The following is a 26,051-nucleotide window of genomic DNA, read 5'->3' as shown; positions in this document are numbered from 1 at the left end:
CAAATGAAAAGATGAGTTATTATACACGAAATAATTTAAGTAAACAGTCGTAAACTGTATTTGGTTCTTGTTATTGGATTGACTGATACAAACAACTAATAACGTCAAAATGACTAATAGCAGTTTATCACTTGAAGTAGTATCGACAGTGGGGGTTTTTCGTGAGTTATTAGATTGCATTTTAGCATCAATATTTTACGATAAAATACTCAGACTATAGTATTTTGCTTATTTTATGAGACAAATCACACTTCGAATATTGATACTACAACCGTTTCGATTAAGTACCAAACACTCCTTTATTGATTAAAGACTCAACTGCTAGCCACAGCAGTATGAAGTTAAGCAGATTTCGAGTATAATCACAGCCCTTCCCAGCTTGCACAATTTTTATAAGAATCCTCACATGATAGGATTCAACGTTAAGCTACACCCACATTTTGGATGGCTGCCAAACTTATGAGTAACACCCCCATCATAACCCCAGATTATAAAGAAAGTACCGAATCTTATCGCCAACTGATTGCTTCAACTGGCGAAGACTTAGATCGTCCGGGTTTGCTAGATACGCCTGTACGTGCTGCAAAGGCCTTTGCCCATCTGACCCAAGGCTATCATCAAAGTATAGATGAAGTGGTCAATGATGCTGTGTTTCCATCAGCCAATCGCGAGCTGGTACTGGTACAGAACATTGAGTTTTATTCACTGTGTGAGCATCATATGCTACCGTTCCATGGTGTCGCTCATATCGGCTACTTACCTGACGGCCAAGTACTAGGACTGTCAAAATTTGCTCGTATCGTTGATATGTTTGCTCGTCGTTTGCAAATACAAGAAAACCTAAGTGAGCAGATTGCACAGACCATCATGGATGTTACTGGCTGCCGCGGCGTAGCAGTCGTTATGGACGCATCACATATGTGTATGATGATGCGCGGTGTTAGCAAACAGCATTCAACCACGCGTAGCACCGCGATGCTCGGCGAATATCAACACAATAATCAAGCCCGTAATGAATTTTTGGGTGCGGTACCTAAGCGTCAACCAGCGTTTTAATTGACTGTTAATTGCTTAGGCTGTTGTGAATAACAACCAAATAAAAAGGACGCATATGATGCGTCCTTTTTATTTGGCTGAGCGATAGAAAAATAGTACTAACCAACTGGTTTTACGTCATCTACCCAATCGCCATAACCAGCAGCTTCCATCTGCGCCAGTGGAATAAAGCGGAGCGCTGCTGAATTCATGCAATAGCGCTTGCCTGTCGGTGCTGGACCGTCATCAAATACATGTCCCACATGTGAGTCCGCGTAACGGCTACGAATTTCAGTACGAGTTCCAAATATTCCTCGATCTGGCTTTTCAACCACTAAGCTCGTATCCAATGGGCGAGTAAAGCTCGGCCAGCCCGTACCAGACTTATATTTATCACGCGAAGAATACAGTGGCTCACCAGATATCACATCGACATATAATCCAGGTTCTTTATTATCCCAGTACTCATTATCGAAAGCACGCTCGGTCCCTTCTTTTTGAGTGACTTTATACTGAATATCACTAAGTGACTTCTTTAGCGCATCTTGTGAAGGTTTTACGAATGTATCTGGGTTAAAACCTTTGCCTACCTTACTATCCGATGTATTATTTGACGTCACTTGCTGTGTGCTATCTGCTTCGGGCGTAAACTTACTAAAATCAAGCTCATAGTTTTTACCATAGACACTCTCGATAAACTGATAACGACCAGAATTGAAGGTATAAGCTTTATAGCGTAGTGGGTTCTTTTTATAATAATCTTGATGATACTCTTCAGCAGGATAAAAAGTACTAGCAGGTACAATCTCGATCACTACTGGCTTTTCATACACACCAGATGCTTGCAGTGATTGCTTGGCCGCTTCTGCGATTTGCTTTTCTTGCGCATTATTATAAAAAATTGCTGGACGATACTGTGTGCCGCGATCAACATACTGTCCTTTATCATCAGTAGGATCAGCGATTCTCCATAGCGCCTGTACTATGCCATTGTAAGTAATCTTCTTAGGATCATAATACACCTGCGCCGCTTCTGTATGCCCAGTTCCACCTGCTGACACCTGCTTGTATGTCGGGTTTTCAGCGGTGCCACCCGTATAGCCAGACACGACTTCTACCACGCCAGGGATTTTTTCATAACCTGCTTCAACACACCAAAAACACCCACCCGCTACTGTGGCTACTGCCAATCCTGGCGTAGTCGGTGCATATGGGTTAGCGGCAGTTGTGTTTTTTACAGTAGAGCTGTTTTCAGTTGATGCACAGCCTGCGTAAATCGCACTACTCGCTATGATAACTAACCCTATAATTTTAGATGGTAATATGCGATTCATAAAAATCTCCTAAGCGTAATGTCCTTTAAATATCCTAACGCTTTTGTATCACTGAAACATTCCTATACTGTTATATATTTACAGTTTATTAAGATATTTTTTATCAACTGAGTTTAGGGCGTGTCCTCAATTCAATCGATAGTCATCTAAATGGGTTAAAAATGGCTAAATCTTGCCAAACGGTGTCAAATAGCTGACTAATATCTCGATATTATCCTTGTTTGACTGCAATTTATCTCATTTTTATCACCATTTTTAAAATGAGGACACGCCCTAATCACAAGATAAATTAAACGATTATTTGATGACGATTATATATTTTAGTATGGGTTGACCATAGAAATAAGACGGAAACTTCATTATCTCAATGCATTAAAAAAGCCTATCCTCCAAAAAGCAATAGGCTTTTTTATTGTAATGTCACTAGCCCCATCAAAAACTATGACGCTGTTTCATTATTACTATCAGCACGTTCGTCACTTGCCTGCTTAATTTTCGTTAGAATTTTTTTGATCTCAGCGGCTGATAGATAGGTTGGCACGGCATAAGTATCACTGACTTCTTTTGCAGCTGCCTTTGCAATATCATCAAAGTCGCTGATTTTCATACCATTGACAGTCGGATCAATATTTAGATCTGCAATCAAGTCTCTAACTTGCGTGATAAGGTTATCTGCTATCTCACTATCGCCATTAGCTGCTTGACCATCCTGTACCATACCGGTTCTTTTAGCCAATGCAGCCAGTCTCTTTTTGCTCACTTTGCGATTGACGTCGAGCACATAAGGCAACACGATGGCGTTAGCACGGCCATGAGGAATACTATAGTAAGCGCCTAATTGATGCGCGATAGCATGCACATAACCCAGACCTGCTTTGTTAAAGGCAATCCCGCCATAATGAGCAGCGATACCCATCTCTTCTCTTGCTTTTAGATTGCTACCGTCTTTATAAGCTAGTGGTAGATAATGCATGACAGATTTTACGGCAGAGGCTGCATAATAATCTGTCTCTACGCTGGCATTGGCACTCATCCACGCTTCTAGTGCATGGGTCAATACATCAATGCCAGTATCTGCGGTGATATGGGCTGGCATGCCTTTCATGATAACTGGGTCAATCGCTGCAGCTAGTGGTACCATTCTTGGGTCAATAGACAATGCTTTTTGATGCGTTTTATCATCCGATACTACTGCACCAAGTGTCGCCTCTGAACCCGTGCCAGCCGTCGTTGGTACGCAGTATAGCGGAGTCGCAGGCTTTCTTGCCTTAAGAATACCGATTAGCTGCTTTGGCTTGCACTTGTTGCCTTGAGACATGGCAATCATTTTGGCGGCATCAATTACTGAACCGCCACCAATAGCTACGATAGAGTCACAATTGGCTTCGATAGATTGACGGAGCCCTTCTTCAACTACCTTAAAAGTAGGATCTGGCGTAATACCGTCATAGATGTGATAGCTGATATTTTTCGCATCTAGATAATCGGTAACTTTTGCAGGTATGCCCAGTTTGTTGAGCACTGTATCCGTGACGATAAACACATTGGTATTGCCTTCATTGATAAGCATATCGCATAGCTCATCGCAGGCAGTCTCACCGATAAATAGCATTGGTCTTCTAATAGGTATCACATAAGAGACTGCTTTTAATACCTTTGCCCGAGTCTTAGCGACAGCCAAATAACCAGCATGCTGCAAACTGTTGTTCTTTACCAATTTAGTAATACTGTTTTGTGTTTTCATGAGCACAAAAATCCTTTTTAATGATGGTTTTAACTGCAATAAAGACCGTTTTGGGCAGCCAGTTAAATATTACTAATTTACGAGCGCCAGAATGTATAAAGATACGTATCACAGCATTATAAAATGGGCAGCTCTCTAAAATTATTGTACCACTGCTTTTTTCAATATGTCGCTATTATTATGAACTGCGATGTGTCAATTTTATACCAAGCCGCTTATTTTAGTCGCTTAGTTTGATTGCTCAGTCTAATTGGCTACAGTAAGTCGTTTAAACTAGTCAGTACTTGCCTTTAGCAGTTGCTGAGTATAAATATGTTGTGGATGATTAAAGAGATCTTCGGTACGTCCAGACTCTACGCAAGTGCCTTGTTTTAACACCATAATATGCTGACACAGTGCGCGTACTACTTTGAGATCATGACTGATAAAAACATAGCTGATTTGCAGTCTTTCTTGGATTTCACGTAATAAACTAACTACTGTTATCTGTGTGGTACTATCGAGCGCGGAGGTCGGCTCATCTAATATAAGTAAGCTTGGCTTCATAATGAGTGCGCGCGCCAGTGCCACGCGTTGACGCTGGCCACCTGACAGCTCATGCGGATAACGCTGCGCAAATGCTAAAGGCAAATGTACTGTAGCAAGACTATCTAGCACCGCTTGCTGACGGGCGACTTTATCCACGCCTTGTACCAGCAGCCCTTCTTCAACGATTTGCATGACCGTCATACGCGGATTAATACTGGCAAATGGATCTTGAAATACCATCTGTATCTGCGCGCGGAAGTTACGTAGCGCTTTTTTGGACAATATCGAAATATCTTGCCCGTTGACCACTATCTGCCCATTCACACGTGCTTGATTGCTCAGTAGTTGGCTAAGCGCCAGCGCAATGGTGGTTTTTCCAGAGCCAGACTCACCGACGATACCCAATGCTTGGCCTTTTTGTAGCCTCATATCGACATCTTTGACCGCATCGAACCAGCGCTTGGTACCACCAAACAGACCTTTTTCAATTGGGAACTGTACGTTAAGACGCTTCACTTCTAGTACGCTTGGGTGCTTATCCGCGTTATCGTCTTCTATGGTCAATGCTTGACCAAAGTCTTGCTGAATAAGCGTCCGAGTATAATCGGCTTTGGGCTGACTAAATACCGCTGACGTTTGACCCTGCTCAATGGTTTGACCATGACGCATGACGATGACCTCATCACTATAGCGTCTGACTAGGTTGAGATCATGACTGATTAATATCATCGCCATATTATGCTGACGTTTGAGATCATCTAATAGCGCCAAAATCTCATGCTGCAACGTCACATCGAGTGCAGTCGTTGGCTCATCAGCGATTAAAATATCAGGCTGCTGAGCCAATGCCATGGCAATCATTACTCGCTGACGCTGACCACCTGATAACTCATGTGGGTAACGGTTCAATTTGTCAGCAGGATCTGCAATATTGACATCATTTAGCAAAGCAATGCTAATGTCTCGCCATTGCTTCTTAGGTATTCCGCTTAGACGCAACGATTCAGCGATTTGTTTGGCGACCGTATGCAACGGATTTAATGCGGTCATCGGCTCCTGAAATACCATACCAATCCGCTGTCCACGAATAGACCGCAATGCAGCATTACGCGCCTTATCATTGGATATGGGCAAGGTAGACATACCTGCCGTACTTGCCAACTGAACTTCACCAGTAATCGTTAAACTATCTGGTAACAGACCTAGTAGCGCAAGACTGGCGATCGATTTGCCAGAGCCTGACTCACCAACGATAGCCAAAGTTTGCCCTTGTCTTAGCTCATAAGACAGCGCATCGACCAACTGGACACCTGTAGTCGTAGTAATAGTTAATCTATCTACTGTCAGCATAAGCTTATCTTGTGCATGATTCAGACATTCATCTGGTGCGTTGTGTTGCTCAGTGGCGATAATATTTTTAGTCATATTAAGAACGCCTCGGATCAAATGCATCACGCAGCGCTTCGCCAACGAAGATGAGCAATGACAAAATAAAGGTCAAACTAAAGAATCCTGACAAGGCAAGCCATGGTGCATCAAGGTTGTTCTTCCCTTGTACCATTAGCTCACCAAGAGACGGTGAGCCAGGTGGCAATCCATATCCCAAGAAATCCAGCGCGGTTAAGGCGATAATATTAGCCGTTAAAATAAATGGCAACTGCGACAAGCTAGAAGCTAATGCATTAGGTAAGATATGTCTAAGCATGATTTGGCTGTCCGAAACGCCTAAATTGCGTGCAGCTCGCACATAGTCAAAGTTGCGGGCTCGCAAAAACTCTGCCCGTACCAAACCGACCAAACCCATCCAACCGAACAGTAGCATCATGGCAAACAGCATAATAATGCTAGGACTAAACAGACTGACCAAAATAATAATCATAAACAGCTGAGGCATACCGCCCCATACTTCCATAAATCGCTGCCCTGCCAGATCTACCCAACCGCCATAATAACCTTGTACCGCACCAACGATAATCCCAATCAGTGCGCCCGCAAGCGTCAAAGCCAGACCAAACAGTAACGACACTCGCATACCATAAAGTATCCGTGCCAGCACATCACGCCCCATATCATCAGTACCAAGCCAGTTCTGGGCATTGGGCGCTGCTGGATAAGGCAAACCAAGCTCGACATTCGGTGTCTGGTCGGCAAACGGGATAGGCGGCATCATATAAAACCCTTGCTCATCAATCAGCGACTGCACTGCAGGATCTTTATAATTGGTTTCGGTCTCAAATACACCGCCAAACGTCGTTTCAGGATAGGCCTTTAATACCGGAAAGTAATAATCGCCTTGATACTGCACTAATAATGGTTTGTCATTGGCAATGACATTAGCCGCCATGCAGATGACAAATATCACTGCGAAAACAAACAGCGATATCACTCCAAGTCGATTTTGGCGAAAGCGATTTAAACGCGCTTGCCATATAGGGTTCAATCGTTGCTTTTTTGTGGTAGATAGCTGCTCAAGCATTGGCGATTTATCTGGTTCGCTATTAATAGGACTGCTCTTTGATGAAGGTTTATTATTTGACATTAGCGCCCCTCAAAATCAATACGAGGATCGATTAAGTGATAGCTCAAATCACTGATTAATTGCAGTAGCAGCCCCACTAAGGTAAAGATAAATAGCGTGCCAAATATCACTGGATAATCGCGTTGTTGAATGGCTTCAAACCCTAGCAAACCGAGGCCATCAAGTTTAAAGATAATTTCAATCAAGAAGTTACCCGCAAAGAAGATACCAACGATAGCGGCTGGAATACCTGCAATGATAATCAACATTGCATTGCGAAACACATGTCCGTATAGCACCTGACGCTCACCTAAGCCTTTAGCACGAGCGGTCAGTACATACTGCTTGCCCAGTTCCTCTAAAAAGCTGAATTTGGTCAAATAGGTCAAACCTGCAAAACCGCCTACGGTACTCGCCAGCAGCGGTAACGCCAAATGCCAAAAATAATCTTTTACTTTACCAAGAGCGCTTAGCTGATCAAAATTTTCGGACGTCAGTCCCTGTAATGGAAAGATATTCCAGTAACTGCCACCCGCAAAAAACACCAATAAAATCACAGCAAAGACAAATACAGGTATCGCATGTCCGATCGCCAGCAGCATAGCCGTGGCTTTATCAATGCCTGAGCCATGATGCATCGCTTTATAGACGCCTAACGGAATGGCGATCATATAGATGAGCAGCGTACTCCACAGCCCAAGCGATATCGAGACTGGCAACTTCTCTACGATAAGATCGGTCACCGACTGCCCTTTAAAAAACGACTCACCAAAATCTAGCTGAGCGTAGTTCTTTAACATAAGCCAAAATCGCTCTGGGGCAGATTTATCAAAGCCATATTGGGCATTGATTGCGGCGACCATCTCCTCAGAGAGACCACGCGTGCCTTGATAAGTGCTGTCATTCCCACCTGCACTGCCCGCGCCGATATTACCGCCAAGCGCATTGTCTTTTGCACCCTGCTCGATAAGTGCCAGCTGCTGCTCAACAGGCCCGCCTGGTGCCGCCTGTACGATCACAAAGTTGGCAAGCAATATCAAAAATAGTGTCGGCAATATCAGTAGTAGTCTTTTTAAGATATAACGACCCATAATGGCGACTTCCTAAATAAAGAGAGAGGGCAATGACGTTCAGCAGCGAATTGCGTTATGTTAAAGAGGTTCTTAAAAGCAAACTATTTGTTAAAAACTTGCTTTAAAAGTTGTTTTTTAGCTCACGTAACGCTGCAAATACCGTTAACGACTTCTCATCATCGATAGACATTTTGGATTTCACTCCTGCGATTACACTTGGCTCTTGTGTACGTAAAAACACATTTACCGTGCATTCATGCTCTAGTGTCACTGGTAGCGTTGCCATGCCTTGCTCAGTTTGCGCCTCTGCTCGTGCTAAGGCTTGCTGCATCGCTTCGTTGTCAGGTTCAATAGACAGGCCAAAACGTAGGTTACTGGCCGTATATTCATGCGCAGGATACAGTAGCGCCTCATAAGGCAAGCCGTTCAAACGCTTAAAGCTCTCATGCAGTTGCTCAATCGTACCAGTAAACACACGCCCGCAACCTGCACTAAACAACGTATCACCGCAAAAGCAGTGCTTTTGTCCATCGATATCTAAGATATAGGCCATATGGCTAGCGGTATGCCCTGACACATCCCAGACTTGCGCAGAGCAGCCCCATGCGCTTACCGTGCTACCGTCTTTGATAGTTTGATCCTCATCGACACCATGCTCACTATGCGCAACCAGATGAGTCATCGGATACGATTCCTGTAACTCTGCGACGCCGCCGATATGATCATGATGATGGTGAGTCGTCCAAATCGAGGTTAGCTCAAGCTCATGCGTCTCTAGATAATCAATGACCGGCTGGGCTTGACCTGGATCAATAACAATCGCCTGCTTATTATTTTCATTAATCAATGTCCAGATATAGTTATCGCTAAATGCTTTGATTGGGTGAATACGGATACTCATGTTAAATCCTTACCGGTAGTTATTTTTGTTACGTGTTATTTTGAGTTATCTAGGGCGTGTCCTCAATTCAAACGAGTGTCCTCTAAATGGGCTAAAAACAGCTAAATTTTGCCAAACATCGTCAAATAGTTGGTCAATATCTCGATATTATCTGCACTATTTTCCTCGTTTGACGGCAATTTATCTCATTTTTATCACCATTTTTAAAATGAGGACACGCCCTAATCTAACTGTTATTTGATACCAACAGAATATATTCGATAACAACAGCATCTATGCTCAGCTGTCCGTTGTTATCGGGTCAAACTTTATAATAAATACTGTCTACTGCTTTAAATATTTATTGATGCGCCCTTCTGCCTCTTTATCGACCCACCAATAATCGATACCAACAGCATTGGTCGGTAGCTTTTCGGTATGGCGATACTGATCCCAATAGGCGACATTGGTACCAGATTTGCCGTATAGCGGTACAACATAATGTCCTGCCCGCAATAACCTATCTAACACCTGTGTATACAGTACAATCTCGTCACGATTTTTAGCATTACCAAGGGCAGCAACGACTTTATCGACGGCTGCATTCTTGATACCAGCACTGTTATGATTACCCGGCTCGTCAGCAGCAGCGCTTCCCCAGAATGCCGCTTGTTCAGCACCAGGAGATAGACTTTGAGCAAATACGTCCACGACCATGTCATAGTCAAAACGGCGCATACGCTCATAATATTGCGGCCCATCGACTTGGCGCAATGTTGCATCAAATCCCAAGCGTTTTAGATTGCGAATATAAGGCAATAATACACGGCCCATGGTCTCGCCTGTCATTAAAACCTCAATCTGGGCAAGCGATCCATCAGGCTGATATAGTTTCATATCCTCATAATAAAACCCAGCCTCTAATAGAAGCTTACGCGCCTCTAATAACCCTTGACGATTAAAGCCGTTCCCATCACTGGTGGGTAGCTGCCATTCTGCTAATGTTGCTTTACGTTGAATCGGTTCGAGCTCAGACAATAACGGTGTCAATACCTGCATTTCTGCATCAGATGGCGTACCCGTTGCAGCAAGCTCTGATCCATGAAAAAAGCTTTGCAAACGTTCATACTGCCCGTGAAATAAGGTTTTATTCATCCATTCAAAATCATAAGCAGCCGTCAGTGCTTGGCGAACTTTGATATCTTGAAAGATTGGACGGCGCAAATTCATGACCAATGCTTGCATCGGAACCGGATTTTGACTGGTTATCGTCTCTTTTTGGATAAGCCCTACTTTCACTGCGGGGAAATTATACCCAGTTACCCAGTTCGATGCTTTATTTTCGGGGCGAAAACGATATTGACCAGATTTAAAACCTTCAAAGGCAATTTCATCACTTTGATAATAAACAAACTTGATCATATCAAAGTTGTAGCGGCCACGATTGACCATCAAATCACGCCCCCAATAATTGGGATCACGTATATAACTTACCGAACGTCCCGCATCGACGCGTCCCAATTTATAAGGACCACTACCCATCAATGGTGACAGACTGATTTTCTCAAAATCGGTATCAATGGAAGATTTGGCAAATATAGGAAACTGGCCAACGGTCAGTAAAATCTCTTTGTTGTCAGCAGAGGCAAAGACAAACTTTACTTGTTGATCATTAATGATTTGAATGTCTTTGATATCACTTAGATAACTGCGAATATACATGGGGCCTTTGTTCAATATCGCCTCAAAAGTTGCTTTTACATCGCGACTGGTCACACCCGACCCATCCCAAAAACTAGCATTAGGATTGAGATGATAGATAATCCAGCTCGTATCGTCTGGATCATATGTCACTTTACTTGCCAGCTGTGGATACATGGTAAATGCTTCATTTAATGAACCAGTCATCAAAGTATCATACAGATAGTCTGTGCCAATCATCGCCACACCTGTGGTCATCCATTTGTTGGCGCTATTAAACGTACCGCGAGCATCTAGAGACAGCGTACCCCCTGATGGCGCTTTTGGATTGGCATAAGGTAAGTAAGGTGCATCGATGTACTCAGTAGGACTATTGTGACCAAGCGCGGTCGTCGTGATAGGTGCAGCGATACTGCTCGGTATCCAACTGACGGTGATGGTTAGCAATACAGCCTTTAACAGGGCATTTTTTATTATCATGACGTTATAACAAACCTCTATGCTAACCAATATAAATATCAAAACGTAAAGCCTGACAGCAAAACAGCGTTATAGCAAAATTTTATCATAACAAACTTAGGTTTTTTAACCTAATGGTTTGCCGTGGATATCGTTTAATGGTGATAGCATTAAACGATATCCACGGCAAAACATTATTACTACGCGCTAGCATAACCAAACTGTCTCTTTATAAATATAAAAAGGCGCAACCATGATTAGTTGCGCCTTTCTTGATGTACATTTTATATAGCAAGACTTTCTACGCTAGCGGTTACTATTTTGCTTAGGCGTGCTTTTTTTCAAAAGCAATCATAAAGTCAACCAACTGCTGTACCCATTCAAGTGGCACAGCATTGTAGATACTGGCTCGCATACCGCCCACATCACGATGACCTTTCAGATTTAACAAGCCAGCTTTTTCTGACTCTTCTAAGAATACTTTATCAAGGCTGCTGTCTGCTAAAGTAAACGGCACGTTCATGATAGAGCGATACTTAGAATCTACTGGATTATTATAAAAACTGCTCTCATCGATTGTCTTATAAAGTAAGTCGGCTTTTTGCTGATTGATTTTACCGATGGCAGCCACACCACCCTGCTCTTCCAACCAATCAAACACTAACCCAGCTAAATACCAAGAGTACGTCGCTGGCGTGTTAGACATAGACTCTTTATCAGCTTGATGCTCATAATTCAGCAGCATAGGACACCATTCACTTGCTTGCCCCATCAAATCATCACGGATAATGACAATAACCAGACCTGCAGGACCAATGTTTTTCTGTGCGCCCGCGTAGATCATGCCAAATTTAGACACGTCTATCGGCTGCGACAAGATACAAGATGACATATCAGCAATGATTGGTGCATCTATTTGTGGTGGCTCAAATATCTGTAGACCATGAATTGTTTCATTGGCACAATAATGAAAATAAGCGGCGTCTTTACTGATATTCCAATCGCTTTGCGCTGGTACGTCAGTAAAGTTATTCTCTTTACCAGTCGCAACTAGGTTAATCTCGCCCAGACCCAGTGCTTCATAGCGCTTGGCTTCCTTGATCGCTTTACCTGACCATGCGCCTGTCGTCAAATAGTCACCGCGTCCACCATTTAACAGGTTCAATGGAATCGCAGAAAACTGTAAACTAGCGCCACCTTGCAAAAACAGCACTTTATAGTTATCTGGTATTTCCATAAGCGTGCGTAGCTTAGCTTCTGCTTTGTCAGTAATGGCCATATACTCTTTGCTACGATGACTGACTTCCATGACCGATAGGCCGCGACCTTGCCAATCAAGCAGTTCGCTCTGTGCGCGCTCTAATACGGCTGTTGGCATGGTAGCAGGTCCAGCACAAAAATTTGGCAGGCGATGCGGTGTGGCAGTTGCTGTAGACGTTGGGGTTGTAGGCATAATCACAGTCCTAGGTATGATGAAATAAAAGGATGTTTTTTATTTCAGTTTGTTGATAAAGGCATTGGTATCGATGTTAGTTTTTATACAACTCAATGAGATATCTGTTCCCACAGCTGACGTTTAGTATCACTGTCTACGAGCATTTCTTCTAATGTCGGCACAGTCGTCAGATTGGGATGTTGGAGGCCGTCAGGTAACGCTGTCAGTGCAGCAACTTTTATCTCTTCGCTTCGGCCAATTCGAAAAATATATCCTGCAAGACTGGCATTGGCAAGCTCAGCAGTATCCATACCATCACAAATCGGAAATGAGGTGGTCTCGCAAGTGATTGATAGCGCTTGGGTGATGTTTTGCCATAGTTTTTGACTGTCACTATTTAGCGCTTTGATATCAACCAATATTACCCAGTCACCATAGCGGCCACCTTGCAGGTCAAATGGTGCTACTTTTTTTAAGCTATCATCATTTATGCTGTCATCATTATTACTTTGCGGAAAATCGCTCTGTAGAAAATTATTCTGCGCAAATTGAGGTTGCTCAATAGGTGCATTCGTAGAGGTTACAGCAGTTTGGTTCGATGCAGTACTTGGGATGTCATGATAGTTAGACCCAGTACTTGAACTAACAATATTTGAACTAGCAGCACTCGAATCAACGGAATCAAAACTATAGGTAACAGGACTTTGCTCACTAGCCGTCTGTTCAGTGGTAGCTTGCAAATCAGCATCATACTCATCGGCAACATAGCCGTTAGCATTGTAATCATTGATATCATAACCATCAGTCGGTTGATCAACTGTATCTACCACTCCAACGCTCGCTACTACTTCATTGTTATTAGACTCAATATCAGTGGAATCAATATGTGATTGCTCAACCGAAGCTGTCGCAATGTCAGCCATATTGATGGTTTTTGACTCAGGCTGCACCCACTGATTGATACCCATCATCGCTAAAATTTGGCGTTGCTGCATATGGCGCTGTAATACAGTTAGCGGGTCTTGGGTATCACTCATTCGACTCTACTATCCTACTCATTTTGTTTATATCATTTATAGATGTTTTTATGGTTTTGGCAGCTCTCATTAAGCATGCGCTGTACTATCAATTAAGTAATAAATACATGCCCATCAAAACAGCTGTCGAATACCGAGCCAACGCTCTGATATTGCCAACAAACAATCGTATTCATCTTGGCTGATTATCGTATCGTGTAACATCACTGTATGCAACGTACTTAGCCATTGGCGATACTCATTATGAGTCGGCTGGTTCATCTCACTTTCATTATAATCTATTTGGCTACCATCCTGTTGCTTCTCTCGATAATTATCAGCATTCTGAGCACCTATCACGCGCTTGATAAAGTGATTGGCAGAGACAGGAACCGCAGAAATAATCGCCAATAACTGAATGCTATTCAAGTGCTGTGCGGTCAATAATAGCCACTGTAAATTAACATCGCTTACTGTCATAAGATCAATATCAATCAAGCGCGCATGCCGTCTCAAATCTACAATATAATGCGCCACACTGTCGTTACCTTCACTCAATAACGATCGGTCATGCATTGAGATCATCTGGCCTTTTGCATCTTTTGATAGTCGATAAGCCAATAAGATAACAACTGATACTTCTGATTTACTAAGCCCTGTAAACACTTGACCCGAAGGATCTAGTTGCGCCCTTACGTCTTCCATACCAGTCTTTAGTATTTGCGGCCATAGAGACTGCGCGTCTGTATCATGTAAAACTTCAGACAATATCGGTAGCAACTGCTGCAAATGTAGCGCTCGCCATAATGATAATATTGGCGATTTTTGAAGTGTTGAAACTAACGAGTTATTCAGAGCAATTGCATGAGCGTTATCACTAGGTATATTTTGATCTGACGAATCATAAGCTAAGCTTTTGGTTAAGTCAGATGTCAGCTGTTGGTTAAATAACTCAAATATGCCCTGCTGATAACGCAACAACATCGTACGGCATTTCTCTTGTTTTTTATAGTACTGATGACTGTCGTGACTATGATCGTTTTTACTTTTGAGCTGTAGATTTTCGATAGATAGTTCAGATAAATTCTTTTGATGCAATTGGTTTAAGGCGAGCTCAATCAAAGCGCTGTCTAAACGCCTGTCCAAACTGGCTATTACTGTCATCAGCTTAGTATCTATCCTATGTGGTAATATTTTCTCATGGGAAGTCGAGTCAGTCGCATCAGAGAAGCCTTCATTCCAAATATCATTCAAACTATAAGTGGCAGTCGTTGATAAGAGTTGATGCTGATGACAAAGCAAGACAGCTTCTATTAATGCTAGCGCACCTAGAGGATGATGACTATGGTTGAGTATATACTGAGGTAGTGACACCTTCTGAATATCATTAAATCCAATTAGTGTGTTTTCTGGTAGATCAGCGTTAGGTTTGGACTGCCACGGTTTTAATAGCTGATGAACGCCAACGTCTTCGGCCTGTACTTGAAGCCGCCCATCGACCACCACATCAGCGTCTACGGTAAACTCTAAACCATCATCACCTTCTGATTTACTACTATCTTTATTACGACTGTCTCTTGTAGACTCAGCAAGAACTTTTCCGTCACTTGTCTGTTTAGTGTCACCTGTATTAATCGTTGCAGCTTTTTGAGTCTCAAATATTGACGAATGCTGCACGTTTTTTTCTAGTAAATCTTCACTTAGGCTATTTTCTTTTGTTATTCCCCAATCACCTAAGCGGCGTTGCCTATATATTTCTTTAACCTTTTGCTGATTTATTCGCTTTTCTTTGGCAACTTGTACCGCAAACTGATGATAAGCATCCGCATTAATAGCGCTCATACGCTCAGTCAAGCTTGGATGGGTGGCAAACCATGACACATCACCCAAGTCTGCCCCACTACTAGCAAAGAAAAAATGACTGAGTCCATTGATATCGGCGATGCCAGACAAACGCGAGCCGAGCGAGTCTTGATGAATGGCTTTTAAGGTTTCTATAATCGCAGGCGTACGTGTCAATTGAACACTGGTGGCGTCAGCAAGTAGCTCGCGCTCACGATTAAAACTGTGCTTAATCAACTGCGCGCTTGCCATACTAGAGAAGCTTAAACCATGCAGTAGCAATGTCCAGACACTACGCGGGGCTTGACGCTCTATTATAGATGGCGTTTGTACCCATTTAGACTGACGCTTGGCTGAGGACTGCTGTTGTTGTGATTGCTGCTGCCAGTAAGCGACCCATTCACTATGCGTAGTAAAATTGGCCGTTTGCGCTTCTGTGTTACGCGCTAGCATATCAACCTGTCTCTGTGATAGAGACTTTTGAGAGATACTATCGCTATCAAAGTGACTATAATTAGAGAGACGATTAGAGATTGGGTCACTCCAGTCGTATAGTATCTGCAAGCCTGCCAATACCACCATCAGCTGTAAGTTGAACGTAGCATCACCGTGCAATATATGACCATATTCATGACCAATGAGTCCGTATAGCGCCTCATCAGACAGTTTATCTAACGCACCTTGAGTAACGACGAGTACCATATCTGAGCTATGGCGACCAGCGACGAAACCATTGATACCCTGCTCGTCAGGTAACACGTACAAAATAGGGGTTTGCAAACCTGAAGCAATAGCCAGTTGCTGTGCAATCTCATAGTAGCGACGATAAACGGGCGGAAAATCGCGCTCGTCACGTACTGCTATATTACGTGAACTATAGCGAACCTTTTCTTCTGCTTCGTGTTGATGAGCGACTCCTTGACTGTGCTCCCATGCTTCTTGACTGTTATCAATAAACAGCCTAACTGCTCCTACTCGCTGAGCAATAGCGCGGCCACCTGCTCGCAGGCGTCGATACTCTAAAAAACTACCACCAACGAAACTGCCTAACGTCAAGACAATGACCAGAACCAATACCCAATGATATATACTGCCTGTAAATACTGTCAGCAGTATAGACATGACAGCCAGTCCTACAGCCATATGAGCAAGTACAATCAGGAAAAATAGTCCATAGAGTAATAGACTGCGCCGCGTACGTATCCGCTGTTCACCAAAAAAATCCATCAGATTAGGCTGCCTAGAGTTCGCCAAAATTGTCTAAACCTTAGCCCATGTTGACAATCGGTGCCTGAGCAATCGCTTCTCTGTCTTCGAATACCAACTGACTGAGCGGACGAAAGCCAAACGTCGTACTAACGAGGTTATTCGGGAATACTTCACGATCATTATTATAAAACATCACGCTATCATTATAATGCTGACGCGCAAATCCAATGCGATTTTCCGTATTGGTTAATTCGTCCATGAGTTCCTTGATCATACTATCGGCTTTGAGCTCTGGGTAGGCTTCGACGACAGCGGAGAATTGACTCAATGCTTTGGACAACATACCTTCTGCTTTTGCAAACAGTGCCATATGCTCTAGTGAGTCTGGCTGATGTTTATTAGAGTCTTGTAGATCTTGGGCGTGATTACGTGCGCTAATGACGCGAGTGAGTGTTTCTTCTTCATGACTCAAATAACGCTTGGCAGTTTCGACCAAGTTTGGAATCAGATCATGACGACGCTTTAATTGCACATCTATTTGCGCAAAGCCGTTCTTTGCTTGGTTACGTGCGCGTACCAATCTATTAAAAATAGATACCCCAAACACAACTACCAACACCACAAATGCAATGAATAGCCAAACAAACATCTTCATAATCAAACTCCAAAGTGTCTAGAATGTTAATAAAAAGTTAATACATTGTATTTTAACTCATATTAATCAATAAAACCTTAGAACTAGATCGGAACTACAAAGGAAATCGAACAGGGAATTAAATTGAAAACTACATAAGCAAATAGATAACCATCAGATAAAATTTTGACCAAAAAAAAGCCCTTTACAATGAAGGGCTTAATACATCACAAATATGTCTTTTATACTTTATAAATATAATTATCAAATTTTAGGCAAAAAAAAGCGACTCCAAAAGCACATCCTCGGCACACACTATAACTATTACCGTTGCTACCTTCCGGTCCTGGCGGGATTCATAGAACAATGTTGCGAGGCTACCAATGGAGCCACCAGTCGCAAATTATACAAGAAATTTTTAATTTTACAACCCCTATCTTAAAACTGTTTGCTTTAGACCCTAAATAGCACTGTCATTTAGTTCATTAGCTCATGTTCGCAATGTATGAGCACAAATTATATCAGTAACTTAGGTCACAAAATTCTCACAGCAACTTATATGAATTTTGCTATTTTAGTGAATGAAGTTGCACCCATGTCGATTTCTAGAGAATAATAGGGACAACTTTTCGTGTATAAATGAGCAATGAGCGTTGATAATTGTCATTTATATATTATTAGAATCAACTTAGGAGATAATAATGAAAAATACTTTATTGAATAAAGCAGCACTAGCTTCTGGTACGGTTTGTCTCATGACAGCGATGATGGGTAGCGCCCATGCCGAGCCAACAGGCTATGATCAACTGACGTTTCAGACAGAAATAAAAGAAGAAATTCAGAACGACGAAGTACGCGCCAGCTTGTACAAAAAAGCACAAGCAACTGACTCTAAGACTTTAGCCACAATGCTTAACACCTCAATCAACAATGCCATGAAAATCGCCAAGCGCTACCCTAGCGTGACCGTGAGCACAGGGCAACAGCGTACCTATCCACGCTACGACAAGAACGATAAAATCATTGGCTGGACAGGTCAAGCAAACATAGACTTAAAAAGTACAGACTTCTCAGCGACCAGCCAACTAATTGCTGATTTGCAAGAAACCTTAGTGATGGACAATCTTAACTTTGGTGTATCAGATACCAAAAAAGATGCGCTAGAGCAAAAGCTAATGACCGAAGCCTCTCGCGCTTTTCAGCAGCAAGCTAAGAGCCTTACCCGTGCTTGGGATGCTCGTGGCTACCGCGTCGTCAATGTTAACCTAAACACAGGTAGCAACTATCCACGTCCGATGTATAGCGCTATGAGCATGAAATCAGGAATGGCAGACGAGTCAGTACCAAGCCAAAGCTTTGAGTCTGGCAATAGCACTATTTCGGTGACTGCTAACGGTACCATCGAGTTAACTAAATAAGACAGCTTATAGTTAAATAAAATAAGTGATTTACATCAAAAAAGGCAAGCATCGTTAACGGTGCTTGCCCTTTTATTTTGCTAGCAATATCTATTCATTATATTCAATCATTATTGAGACCATCATTGTGACTGAGCAACTTCCTGTTGACGCAGCTTTAGCATCAATTTTTGATACCAAGCGAGCTTTTGATAAGCCAACAGCTGCGCTGCCTTTCTTTTGTTGTCTTGCAATGTGGTCGTGTTTTGAATCACATATACGGTACGTATGATTTGCTCAAGTGTTTGGCCAGTTTCGCTTTGTACAACCGCCTTGATTGTATGAGCACCTGGCAAAACATCAACAGTAGCAATAGATGCGCTCAAACCTTGTGCAACCTCTTTGTCATCAAAATAAATACGAGCGCTATCACCTGCCTGTAACGCAGGCTTAATTTGCACATTGACATCGATATTCTGTACTGGACGACGATAGGCTCTCTCTTCGCTAGGTTCAGTAATGACTAATTGATAGTTTACTGGCGTGGCAACCTTAGTATTTATCGCAGGCGACTCGGTAGTAGTCGCTGTCTGCGACGCATTTGATGATTGGCGACTTGTATTAGAATTGGTTGTCGTATTCAGATTAGTTGACCTGCTCGTCTCATTACCTGTCGTAATAGCCATTTGATTGATTTGTTTGCCAGCTTGCTGCTCATAATCCTGTGGACGGTCAGTAAAGGTGACTTGACCGGTTTGCTCATCGACCACTTTGTAAATAGGCGCAGCATTCGTGAGAGGTGCACAAAGACTAGCGAGAGCAACCATAGTCCATAACCCAACTCTTATCTTACCCTTTAAAAAACTCGGTTTTGCTAATAAAGTCATAATCCGTCAACCTAGATAGTGTCTACTATTAATATAATTTTATAAAACTATTATGCGTGAGTTTTGACATGAAATCAGTAGCGATTTCAAAGAAAATTCAGCAATTGGACTGATATACTTTATTGATACGCATAAAAAAACCAGCTAAGAATAACTTAGCTGGTTTTTTTGACTCAAAATAACTGAGTGCTTTAGCGACTAATTAGCAGCTGTAGTACATGTCAAATTCAACAGGATGTACAGTTACGTTCAGACGTTGTACTTCTTCTTCTTTCAAAGCGATAAACGCTTCTAGCATGTCTTCAGTGAATACATCGCCTTTTAATAAGAAGTCATGATCGTCACGCAGTGCTTGCAATGCAACGTCTAAGCTCTCTGCAACCGTTGGGATTTGTGCTTCTTCTTCTGGTGGCAAGTCATACAAGTTTTTATCAGCAGCTTCACCTGGATGCATTTTGTTTTGGATACCGTCAAGGCCAGCCATCAATAGTGCAGCAAACGCTAAGTATGGGTTAGCCGTTGGATCAGGGAAACGGGCTTCTACACGTACCGCTTTCGGGCTACTTACGTGTGGAATACGAATAGATGCTGAACGGTTAGATGCTGAATAAGCAAGTTTAATAGGCGCTTCATAATGAGGAACTAGGCGCTTATAGCTGTTCGTTGATGGGTTGGTAATCGCATTCAACGCACGAGCATGCTTGATAATACCTCCAATGAAATACAATGCTGTTTCAGATAGACCAGCATACTCATCACCAGAGAATGTGTTTACGCCGTCTTTTGAGATTGACATATGTACGTGCATACCTGAACCGTTATCACCAACGATTGGCTTAGGCATAAAGGTCGCTGTTTTACCAAACTGATGCGCAACGTTATGAACAACATATTTCAATTGCTGAACTTCATCCGCTTTACGTACCATTGTGTTGAATGCAACACCAATCTCAGACTGGCAAGAAGCAACCTCATGGTGATGAACTTCAACCGAACCTTCACCAACGATTTCTTCGATGCGTTCACACATAACAGCACGCATATCATGTGAGCTATCGATTGGTGGTACTGGGAAATAGCCGCCTTTCACACGTGGGCGATGCGCCATGTTGCCCCACTCGTAAGTCTCGTTAGTCGACCATGCTGCTTCTTCAGCCGTGATTTTATGACTAACGCCAGACATATCGACTGACCATTTAACATCGTCAAATACAAAGAACTCAGGCTCTGGACCGAAGTAAGCAGTATCACCGATACCAGTAGACTTTAAATACTCTTCAGCGCGACGTGCGATAGAACGTGGGTCACGGTCATAACCTTGTAGCGTTGATGGCTCGATGATATCGCAAGTCACTACCACAGTCACCGCGTCAAAGAACGGGTCAACAAAAGCAGTTTCTGGATCAGGACGCAAGATCATATCTGACGCTTCGATACCTTTCCAACCAGCGATTGATGAGCCATCAAACATTTTGCCATCTTCCATGACATCTTCATCAACGGTATGCGCTGGGAAGCTGATGTGCTGCTCTTTGCCGCGTGTATCAGTAAAGCGAAAATCAACCCATTTAGCATTAGAGGATTGGATAAGATCTAATAGTTTATTCGACATGAATAGTCTCCGTTGTGTTGATCACGTAATTGCGATTTAAAATTATTAATATGATGTTCTTGTCCAAGAATGTCAGATGTGCTCTCAATACTAAAACAGCGCATTCGATATTATGCTTATTATCAGCACTATTTTGCGTATTAGTCAAGATGCTCATCTAAAGCGTTTATTCGATCAGACCAATATTTGTGCACATGGTCTAATATACGCCAATTCAATCCTAACGACATTCTAGCAATATACAACTCATAATGCTGAACTCTTCGGGCTCTTGTTAATAATTATTTTTAGACCAATTTTTTGGCTTTAAAAATAATCATAACAGCAATAATGCAAAGGCTATGCCAATGTATTGACACTCTGATAACAGATATAGTTATAGATAAATTTAATTATCAATATTTACAGTGATTTATACGATTAATATCGTTATATATTAATTAATTCTCATCTAGTTCGGTTTTAGAATAGCACTTAATCAGAGCACCAGTTGAGAACCAAAGGCACTTAATTGGTGCAAATACAAGTATGTGAATTCTTGCAATGCTACTTTCTGGTGCAATGTTAATATCTGAATTTATAACATTGTCTCTGGGCAAACTATCCTAGTTATCGACATAATAATAAAAAATGTGTTTTTACTTGGTGCTTACTTAGATAGCCTATACCTTACATTTGATAGAAAACAAAATAGTGGTAAGATAACCGCGCGCAATAACCCCCTCTGTTATAGTCATAGCTGCTTGTCTTTGATAATCAAGTGACTCGATAACAGTGACAACCAATTTTACGTTAAAAATATAATGAAACTGATAAGTTGAAGCCTTAATGATTTTGATGATCGATAATTACGATAGCTTTACGTACAATATCGTACAGTACTTCGGTGAGCTAAAGCAGGACATCACTGTCTGGCGTAATGATCAGGTCAGCATTGAGCAGATTAAAACCCTTGCACCTGATGTCATTGTGATTGGCCCAGGTCCGTGCGATCCTGACCGTGCGGGTATTTCGCTGCAAGCCATTGAGACATTTAAAGGAATTATTCCTATACTGGGTATTTGCTTGGGTCATCAAGCTATCGGTCAAGCTTTTGGCGGTCAAGTGGTCAAAGCTGGGGAAGTCATGCATGGCCGCTTATCAGCTATCTATCACAACAAGCAAGGTGTGTTTGCTGGATTACCTAACCCGTCACAGGTTACGCGCTATCATTCACTCGTCATTGATAAGACAAGCCTACCAGACTGCCTTGAACTCACCGCATGGACACAGAATGCTGATGGTAGTATTGAGGAAATCATGGGTATTCGCCATAAGGCGTTTGCTGTAGAAGGCGTCCAGTTTCATCCTGAGTCGATATTGAGCGAAGCAGGTTACCAATTGCTCAATAACTTTTTACAAACTCACGGATTGGCTACTCTGACATCCGATGAGCTACCACAAGTTGGCTAGATTTGACTAAAAGCACGTCGGTAAAAAATACTGCTTTCATAAGCCCATACCAAATTTCACACAGATTCATATAAAAAATAATAGTAAGCGAGACCATAATGAGTACGACAAAAACAGAAGAAACACACACGCCAGAGAGTATTGCAAAATTGTCTGACGAGCAAACGCATCAACTGTTAACCACAGCTTTGGGTAGAATATTTCAACACATCGATTTAACTTTTGATGAGATGTATCAAGTGATGCTGATTATCATGCAAGGTAGATGCAGCGACGCTATGATGGGCGCTATCTTGACGGGGCTGCGCATGAAGGGCGAATCCATTGACGAGATTACTGCATCAGCCAGCGCCATGCGTGCACTAGCCGCCAACATTGAACCAAAGAACTGCGATTACTTGGTAGATATCGTTGGTACTGGCGGTGATGGTGCTAACTTGTTCAATGTCTCAACTGCATCGGCGTTGGTTGTTGCGGCAGCTGGTGCACAAGTTGCCAAGCACGGTAATCGAGGCGTCTCGACCAAATCTGGTAGTTCAGACTTACTTGGGCAAGCAGGTATCAGTCTTGCGCTCACTCCAGAGCAAGCAAAAGACTGTATTGAAAACCAAGGTATCGGGTTTTTATTTGCACCCAATCATCACAGCGCCATGCGTTACGCCAACCCTGTACGCCGTGAGCTAAAGGCACGTACCATCTTTAATATTTTAGGCCCATTGACCAACCCTGCTGGCACGCCAAATTTAGTCATCGGTGTGTTTACCGCGCAGTTATGTGAGCCGATTGCTAAGGTGATGAAAAACCTAGGCGCACGTCATGTTATGGTAGTAGGCGCAAAAGATGGTCTTGATGAAATCAGTCTTGCGACTTCGACTACAGTCGCTGAGCTAAAAGATGGCGAGATATCAGTCTATGACATGATGCCAGAAGATGCGGGTATCGAGTCACAAACTCTTATTGGCCTCGATGTCGACTCTCCAGCACAAAGTCTTGAGTTGATTCGTGCTGCGCTATCTGGAGCCGACACTCATGACCGTGCCGTACTTAAAGCACGTGACATGATTGCGCTAAATGCAGGTGCCGCGATATACACCGCAGGACTTGCCAGCAACTACCCTAATGGTGTTAGCCGAGCACAGAAAATCATTCAAAATGGCGATGCTTTACTCAAACTTGAGTCTTTAGCCAACTATACCCAACAGCTAGTCGCTCAAGGTTAATCTATACGCATTTATATACTGTCTATAGTCAAAGAAATTTAAAAAGGATAACAGGCAGCCAACCATAGATTGCACAAGTCGTATATCTAAGAAGGTCAATGCCGTAGCCATTTAGTAGTTATTAATAGTTCTCTGACTGTATTTACATTTAACGATATTCGGATACCAGTATGACCACAACCAATTCAGACATACCATCAGTGCTACAGCGTATTGTCGCCACCAAAGTAGAAGAAGTAAAAGCCGCTCGCGAAGCATTGTCTTTAGAGGACTTGCAAGCACAGGTCGCAGCTGATGATAAACCGCGTCGAGGCTTTGCCGCGGCGCTACGTGCTGCTGGCACTAAAGAAAACGGTATCGGTATCATTGCTGAGATTAAAAAAGCCTCACCATCTAAAGGCATTATTAATCATAACTTTACCCCTGCTCTATTTGCGCAGCAGTATGAGCAAGCGGGCGCTAGTTGTCTGTCTGTATTGACCGACCGTGATTACTTTCAAGGCGATGACAGCTACCTTATTCAAGCGGCTAATACCTCAAGCTTACCGATATTACGTAAAGACTTTATGATTGATGTCTATCAAATCTATCAATCTTACCTAATGGGCGCTGACTGCATCCTACTCATTATGGCTTGCCTAGATGATGCCCAAGTACAAGAGCTACATGCACTCAGTATTGAACTTGGTATGGACGTATTGATAGAAGTGCACACTAAATCTGAGCTTAAGCGGGCGCTACAGTTGCCAAGCTCAGCGCACAATATTTATGGTATCAATAACCGTGATTTGAATACCTTCGATGTGGACCTACAAACCACGCTTGATCTGAAAAATATTTTAAACGACGCACTCGCTACTGATAGCGCTGAACAAAAACCACTTATCGTGACCGAGAGTGGTATTCATAGCAGTGATGATATCTGTCTCATGCTAAGTAATGATATTCAGCACTTTCTAATCGGTGAGCAATTTATGAAAACTGATCATCCTGGACAAGCGTTACAATCCTTACTTGCGGGCGTCGCAGCAGACGGGTAAAGTAACTCAATAACTTATGCTTCAATAAATGCTCAATAGCTTGAACAATGTCTGCGCTATATACATAGTTCAATCAACCATTCATCAATCAACGATACGTTAACTTTTATGTCAAACTCTCTGTTTTCAAAAGAAATGCAAGATCAGCTCAAAGAACTCAAAGGCCAGCTGAGCAAAGGCCGTGATACCAACTCACCTGAAGGTGAGAATCAAAAGCCAACTGATCCGGTGTCGCTACCGACTCAAAAACAAGTAAAAAAGACAGTTAAGCAGCTAGATAGTGAACATATCGATGACGATAAAGTTCTGTTTATGCAAGCCATGCATGGTGTCAATCAGCTAGAAGATAAAAATGTTCGCTCACCTGCCAGTGCAACTAGAGCAGGCAAACCTGATGCAGCGACACTATCAAAACGTGCGGCGGCTCAAGGTAGTGAAGCCAGTGATTTAGGCGCAGGCTTGTCAGATATGCAAGCACTACTAAACCCTGTCGCTGCTGAAGCTTATTTGTCTTATAAGCAGCCTACACTGCAAAATAAAATCTTTGATCAGCTCAAAAAAGGCAAGCTGCGTTGGTATGATGCGGTAGATATCCATGGCTGTACGATAGAAGAAGCACGCGAAGCGATGACTCAACTATTGAGCCAAGCCAAGCAGAACAACGAAACTATGGTAAAAATCGTCCATGGTAAAGGTAGTGAAGCGATTCTAAAAACCTGTATCAATGGCTGGTTGCGTCAATTGCCAGAAGTACTGGCGTTTTGCTCTGCGCCACCAAAAGATGGTGGTAACGGTGCCGTACTAGTACTACTTAAAAAACCTAAAGCAGACGGCGAATAGGTCTACTGTTAGTTATACGGTACTACATAAAAAGGACTGCTTATTTGCAGTCCTTTTTTTATCACTTACTAATGGTTTAGACGTAGACTGCAACAATGCTTCCTTTAATGAATGCTCTCTTTAATGTACATTCCATTTAATGTTAGCTTCTCATCCTCTATTAATATATTGACTTGAGCACCTTCTAATTAGCAA

Annotated in this window: 19 protein-coding genes and 1 other RNA gene; 6 read left to right on the top strand and 14 right to left on the bottom strand. The window is 42.5% G+C overall.

What is annotated here, in order from left to right; translation table 11 throughout:
- Positions 1 to 459 precede the first annotated feature (459 nt).
- Positions 460 to 1,056 (top strand): GTP cyclohydrolase I FolE, encoded by a 597-nt coding sequence (gene folE, locus JMX96_RS05495; protein ID WP_185156591.1) that lies wholly within the window; start codon positions 460 to 462, stop codon positions 1,054 to 1,056.
- 98 nt (positions 1,057 to 1,154) lie between these two features.
- Here the strand turns inward: folE and msrB are convergent, their stop codons facing one another.
- From msrB to ffs, 12 genes are all read right to left on the bottom strand, one after another.
- Complete coding sequence (gene msrB / locus JMX96_RS05490) at positions 1,155 to 2,369, bottom strand: peptide-methionine (R)-S-oxide reductase MsrB (protein WP_201567972.1); 1,215 nt, start codon at positions 2,367 to 2,369, stop codon at positions 1,155 to 1,157.
- A gap of 439 nt (positions 2,370 to 2,808) precedes the next feature.
- Positions 2,809 to 4,113 carry an iron-containing alcohol dehydrogenase gene (locus JMX96_RS05485; protein ID WP_201567959.1) on the bottom strand — a complete coding sequence of 435 codons (1,305 nt, stop codon included), beginning with the start codon at positions 4,111 to 4,113 and terminating at the stop codon, positions 2,809 to 2,811.
- Positions 4,114 to 4,386: 273 nt separating this feature from the next.
- Positions 4,387 to 6,066 (bottom strand): ABC transporter ATP-binding protein, encoded by a 1,680-nt coding sequence (locus tag JMX96_RS05480; protein WP_201567956.1) that lies wholly within the window; start codon positions 6,064 to 6,066, stop codon positions 4,387 to 4,389.
- A gap of 1 nt (position 6,067) precedes the next feature.
- A complete protein-coding gene (locus JMX96_RS05475; protein ID WP_227676949.1) occupies positions 6,068 to 7,117 on the bottom strand; it encodes an ABC transporter permease in 1,050 nt (349 codons plus the stop codon).
- Between the two features lie 62 nt (positions 7,118 to 7,179).
- The gene (locus JMX96_RS05470) at positions 7,180 to 8,250 is read right to left on the bottom strand and encodes a microcin C ABC transporter permease YejB (protein WP_179798986.1); all 1,071 of its coding nucleotides are present in this window, start codon (positions 8,248 to 8,250) and stop codon (positions 7,180 to 7,182) included.
- Positions 8,251 to 8,353: 103 nt separating this feature from the next.
- A complete protein-coding gene (gene gloB / locus JMX96_RS05465; protein ID WP_201567954.1) occupies positions 8,354 to 9,133 on the bottom strand; it encodes a hydroxyacylglutathione hydrolase in 780 nt (259 codons plus the stop codon).
- 324 nt (positions 9,134 to 9,457) lie between these two features.
- Positions 9,458 to 11,290: an extracellular solute-binding protein gene (locus tag JMX96_RS05460; RefSeq protein ID WP_201568050.1), complete on the bottom strand. Its 1,833-nt coding sequence runs from the start codon at positions 11,288 to 11,290 to the stop codon at positions 9,458 to 9,460.
- A 307-nt stretch (positions 11,291 to 11,597) separates the two neighbouring features.
- On the bottom strand, positions 11,598 to 12,725 hold the full coding sequence (gene serC, locus JMX96_RS05455) for a 3-phosphoserine/phosphohydroxythreonine transaminase (protein ID WP_201567945.1): 1,128 nt from the start codon (positions 12,723 to 12,725) through the stop codon (positions 11,598 to 11,600).
- 92 nt (positions 12,726 to 12,817) lie between these two features.
- Positions 12,818 to 13,744 carry a DNA polymerase III subunit psi gene (locus JMX96_RS05450; protein ID WP_201567943.1) on the bottom strand — a complete coding sequence of 309 codons (927 nt, stop codon included), beginning with the start codon at positions 13,742 to 13,744 and terminating at the stop codon, positions 12,818 to 12,820.
- Positions 13,745 to 13,858: 114 nt separating this feature from the next.
- Positions 13,859 to 16,819: a M48 family metalloprotease gene (locus tag JMX96_RS05445; RefSeq protein ID WP_227676936.1), complete on the bottom strand. Its 2,961-nt coding sequence runs from the start codon at positions 16,817 to 16,819 to the stop codon at positions 13,859 to 13,861.
- A 13-nt stretch (positions 16,820 to 16,832) separates the two neighbouring features.
- Positions 16,833 to 17,429 carry a LemA family protein gene (locus tag JMX96_RS05440; RefSeq protein WP_082624601.1) on the bottom strand — a complete coding sequence of 199 codons (597 nt, stop codon included), beginning with the start codon at positions 17,427 to 17,429 and terminating at the stop codon, positions 16,833 to 16,835.
- A 268-nt stretch (positions 17,430 to 17,697) separates the two neighbouring features.
- Positions 17,698 to 17,794: signal recognition particle sRNA small type (gene ffs, locus JMX96_RS05435), an RNA gene on the bottom strand.
- 315 nt (positions 17,795 to 18,109) lie between these two features.
- Between ffs and JMX96_RS05430 the strand changes: the two genes are divergently transcribed.
- Positions 18,110 to 18,826 (top strand): SIMPL domain-containing protein, encoded by a 717-nt coding sequence (locus JMX96_RS05430; protein ID WP_102091728.1) that lies wholly within the window; start codon positions 18,110 to 18,112, stop codon positions 18,824 to 18,826.
- A gap of 122 nt (positions 18,827 to 18,948) precedes the next feature.
- Here the strand turns inward: JMX96_RS05430 and JMX96_RS05425 are convergent, their stop codons facing one another.
- Together JMX96_RS05425 and glnA are read right to left on the bottom strand one after the other, a co-directional pair.
- A complete protein-coding gene (locus tag JMX96_RS05425) occupies positions 18,949 to 19,632 on the bottom strand; it encodes a DUF4124 domain-containing protein (RefSeq protein WP_227676934.1) in 684 nt (227 codons plus the stop codon).
- Between the two features lie 262 nt (positions 19,633 to 19,894).
- A complete protein-coding gene (gene glnA, locus JMX96_RS05420) occupies positions 19,895 to 21,304 on the bottom strand; it encodes a type I glutamate--ammonia ligase (RefSeq protein ID WP_057760355.1) in 1,410 nt (469 codons plus the stop codon).
- 828 nt (positions 21,305 to 22,132) lie between these two features.
- Here glnA and JMX96_RS05415 point away from each other — a divergent pair.
- The 4 genes from JMX96_RS05415 (at position 22,133) to JMX96_RS05400 (ending at position 25,856) form a co-directional block, all read left to right on the top strand.
- Positions 22,133 to 22,756: an anthranilate synthase component II gene (locus tag JMX96_RS05415; protein ID WP_201567938.1), complete on the top strand. Its 624-nt coding sequence runs from the start codon at positions 22,133 to 22,135 to the stop codon at positions 22,754 to 22,756.
- 98 nt (positions 22,757 to 22,854) lie between these two features.
- Positions 22,855 to 23,976 (top strand): anthranilate phosphoribosyltransferase, encoded by a 1,122-nt coding sequence (trpD, locus tag JMX96_RS05410; RefSeq protein WP_201567936.1) that lies wholly within the window; start codon positions 22,855 to 22,857, stop codon positions 23,974 to 23,976.
- A gap of 170 nt (positions 23,977 to 24,146) precedes the next feature.
- On the top strand, positions 24,147 to 25,016 hold the full coding sequence (gene trpC / locus JMX96_RS05405; RefSeq protein WP_201567934.1) for an indole-3-glycerol phosphate synthase TrpC: 870 nt from the start codon (positions 24,147 to 24,149) through the stop codon (positions 25,014 to 25,016).
- A gap of 108 nt (positions 25,017 to 25,124) precedes the next feature.
- Positions 25,125 to 25,856, top strand: coding sequence for a Smr/MutS family protein (locus JMX96_RS05400; RefSeq protein WP_201567932.1), 732 nt, complete (start codon positions 25,125 to 25,127; stop codon positions 25,854 to 25,856).
- The last annotated feature ends 195 nt before the right edge of the window (positions 25,857 to 26,051 follow it).

The organism is Psychrobacter sp. JCM 18900, assembly GCF_904846625.1.
Classification (GTDB): Bacteria; Pseudomonadota; Gammaproteobacteria; order Pseudomonadales; family Moraxellaceae; genus Psychrobacter.
Note: the sequence above shows the minus strand (reverse complement) of the source record. Positions and strands in the feature narration are given on the sequence as shown.

What these genes read in the sequence shown, in the direction of transcription:
- gloB (WP_201567954.1), bottom strand. Translation starts at nt 9,133, where the DNA reads ATGAGTATCCGTATTCACCCAATCAAAGCATTTAGCGATAACTATATC.
- JMX96_RS05440 (WP_082624601.1), bottom strand. Translation starts at nt 17,429, where the DNA reads ATGAAGATGTTTGTTTGGCTATTCATTGCATTTGTGGTGTTGGTAGTT.
- JMX96_RS05485 (WP_201567959.1), bottom strand. Translation starts at nt 4,113, where the DNA reads ATGAAAACACAAAACAGTATTACTAAATTGGTAAAGAACAACAGTTTG.
- JMX96_RS05430 (WP_102091728.1), top strand. Translation starts at nt 18,110, where the DNA reads ATGAAAAATACTTTATTGAATAAAGCAGCACTAGCTTCTGGTACGGTT.
- folE (WP_185156591.1), top strand. Translation starts at nt 460, where the DNA reads ATGAGTAACACCCCCATCATAACCCCAGATTATAAAGAAAGTACCGAA.
- JMX96_RS05480 (WP_201567956.1), bottom strand. Translation starts at nt 6,066, where the DNA reads ATGACTAAAAATATTATCGCCACTGAGCAACACAACGCACCAGATGAA.
- trpC (WP_201567934.1), top strand. Translation starts at nt 24,147, where the DNA reads ATGACCACAACCAATTCAGACATACCATCAGTGCTACAGCGTATTGTC.
- trpD (WP_201567936.1), top strand. Translation starts at nt 22,855, where the DNA reads ATGAGTACGACAAAAACAGAAGAAACACACACGCCAGAGAGTATTGCA.
- JMX96_RS05475 (WP_227676949.1), bottom strand. Translation starts at nt 7,117, where the DNA reads ATGCTTGAGCAGCTATCTACCACAAAAAAGCAACGATTGAACCCTATA.
- JMX96_RS05415 (WP_201567938.1), top strand. Translation starts at nt 22,133, where the DNA reads ATGATTTTGATGATCGATAATTACGATAGCTTTACGTACAATATCGTA.
- JMX96_RS05425 (WP_227676934.1), bottom strand. Translation starts at nt 19,632, where the DNA reads ATGGTTGCTCTCGCTAGTCTTTGTGCACCTCTCACGAATGCTGCGCCT.
- msrB (WP_201567972.1), bottom strand. Translation starts at nt 2,369, where the DNA reads ATGAATCGCATATTACCATCTAAAATTATAGGGTTAGTTATCATAGCG.
- JMX96_RS05400 (WP_201567932.1), top strand. Translation starts at nt 25,125, where the DNA reads ATGTCAAACTCTCTGTTTTCAAAAGAAATGCAAGATCAGCTCAAAGAA.
- glnA (WP_057760355.1), bottom strand. Translation starts at nt 21,304, where the DNA reads ATGTCGAATAAACTATTAGATCTTATCCAATCCTCTAATGCTAAATGG.
- JMX96_RS05470 (WP_179798986.1), bottom strand. Translation starts at nt 8,250, where the DNA reads ATGGGTCGTTATATCTTAAAAAGACTACTACTGATATTGCCGACACTA.
- JMX96_RS05450 (WP_201567943.1), bottom strand. Translation starts at nt 13,744, where the DNA reads ATGAGTGATACCCAAGACCCGCTAACTGTATTACAGCGCCATATGCAG.
- serC (WP_201567945.1), bottom strand. Translation starts at nt 12,725, where the DNA reads ATGCCTACAACCCCAACGTCTACAGCAACTGCCACACCGCATCGCCTG.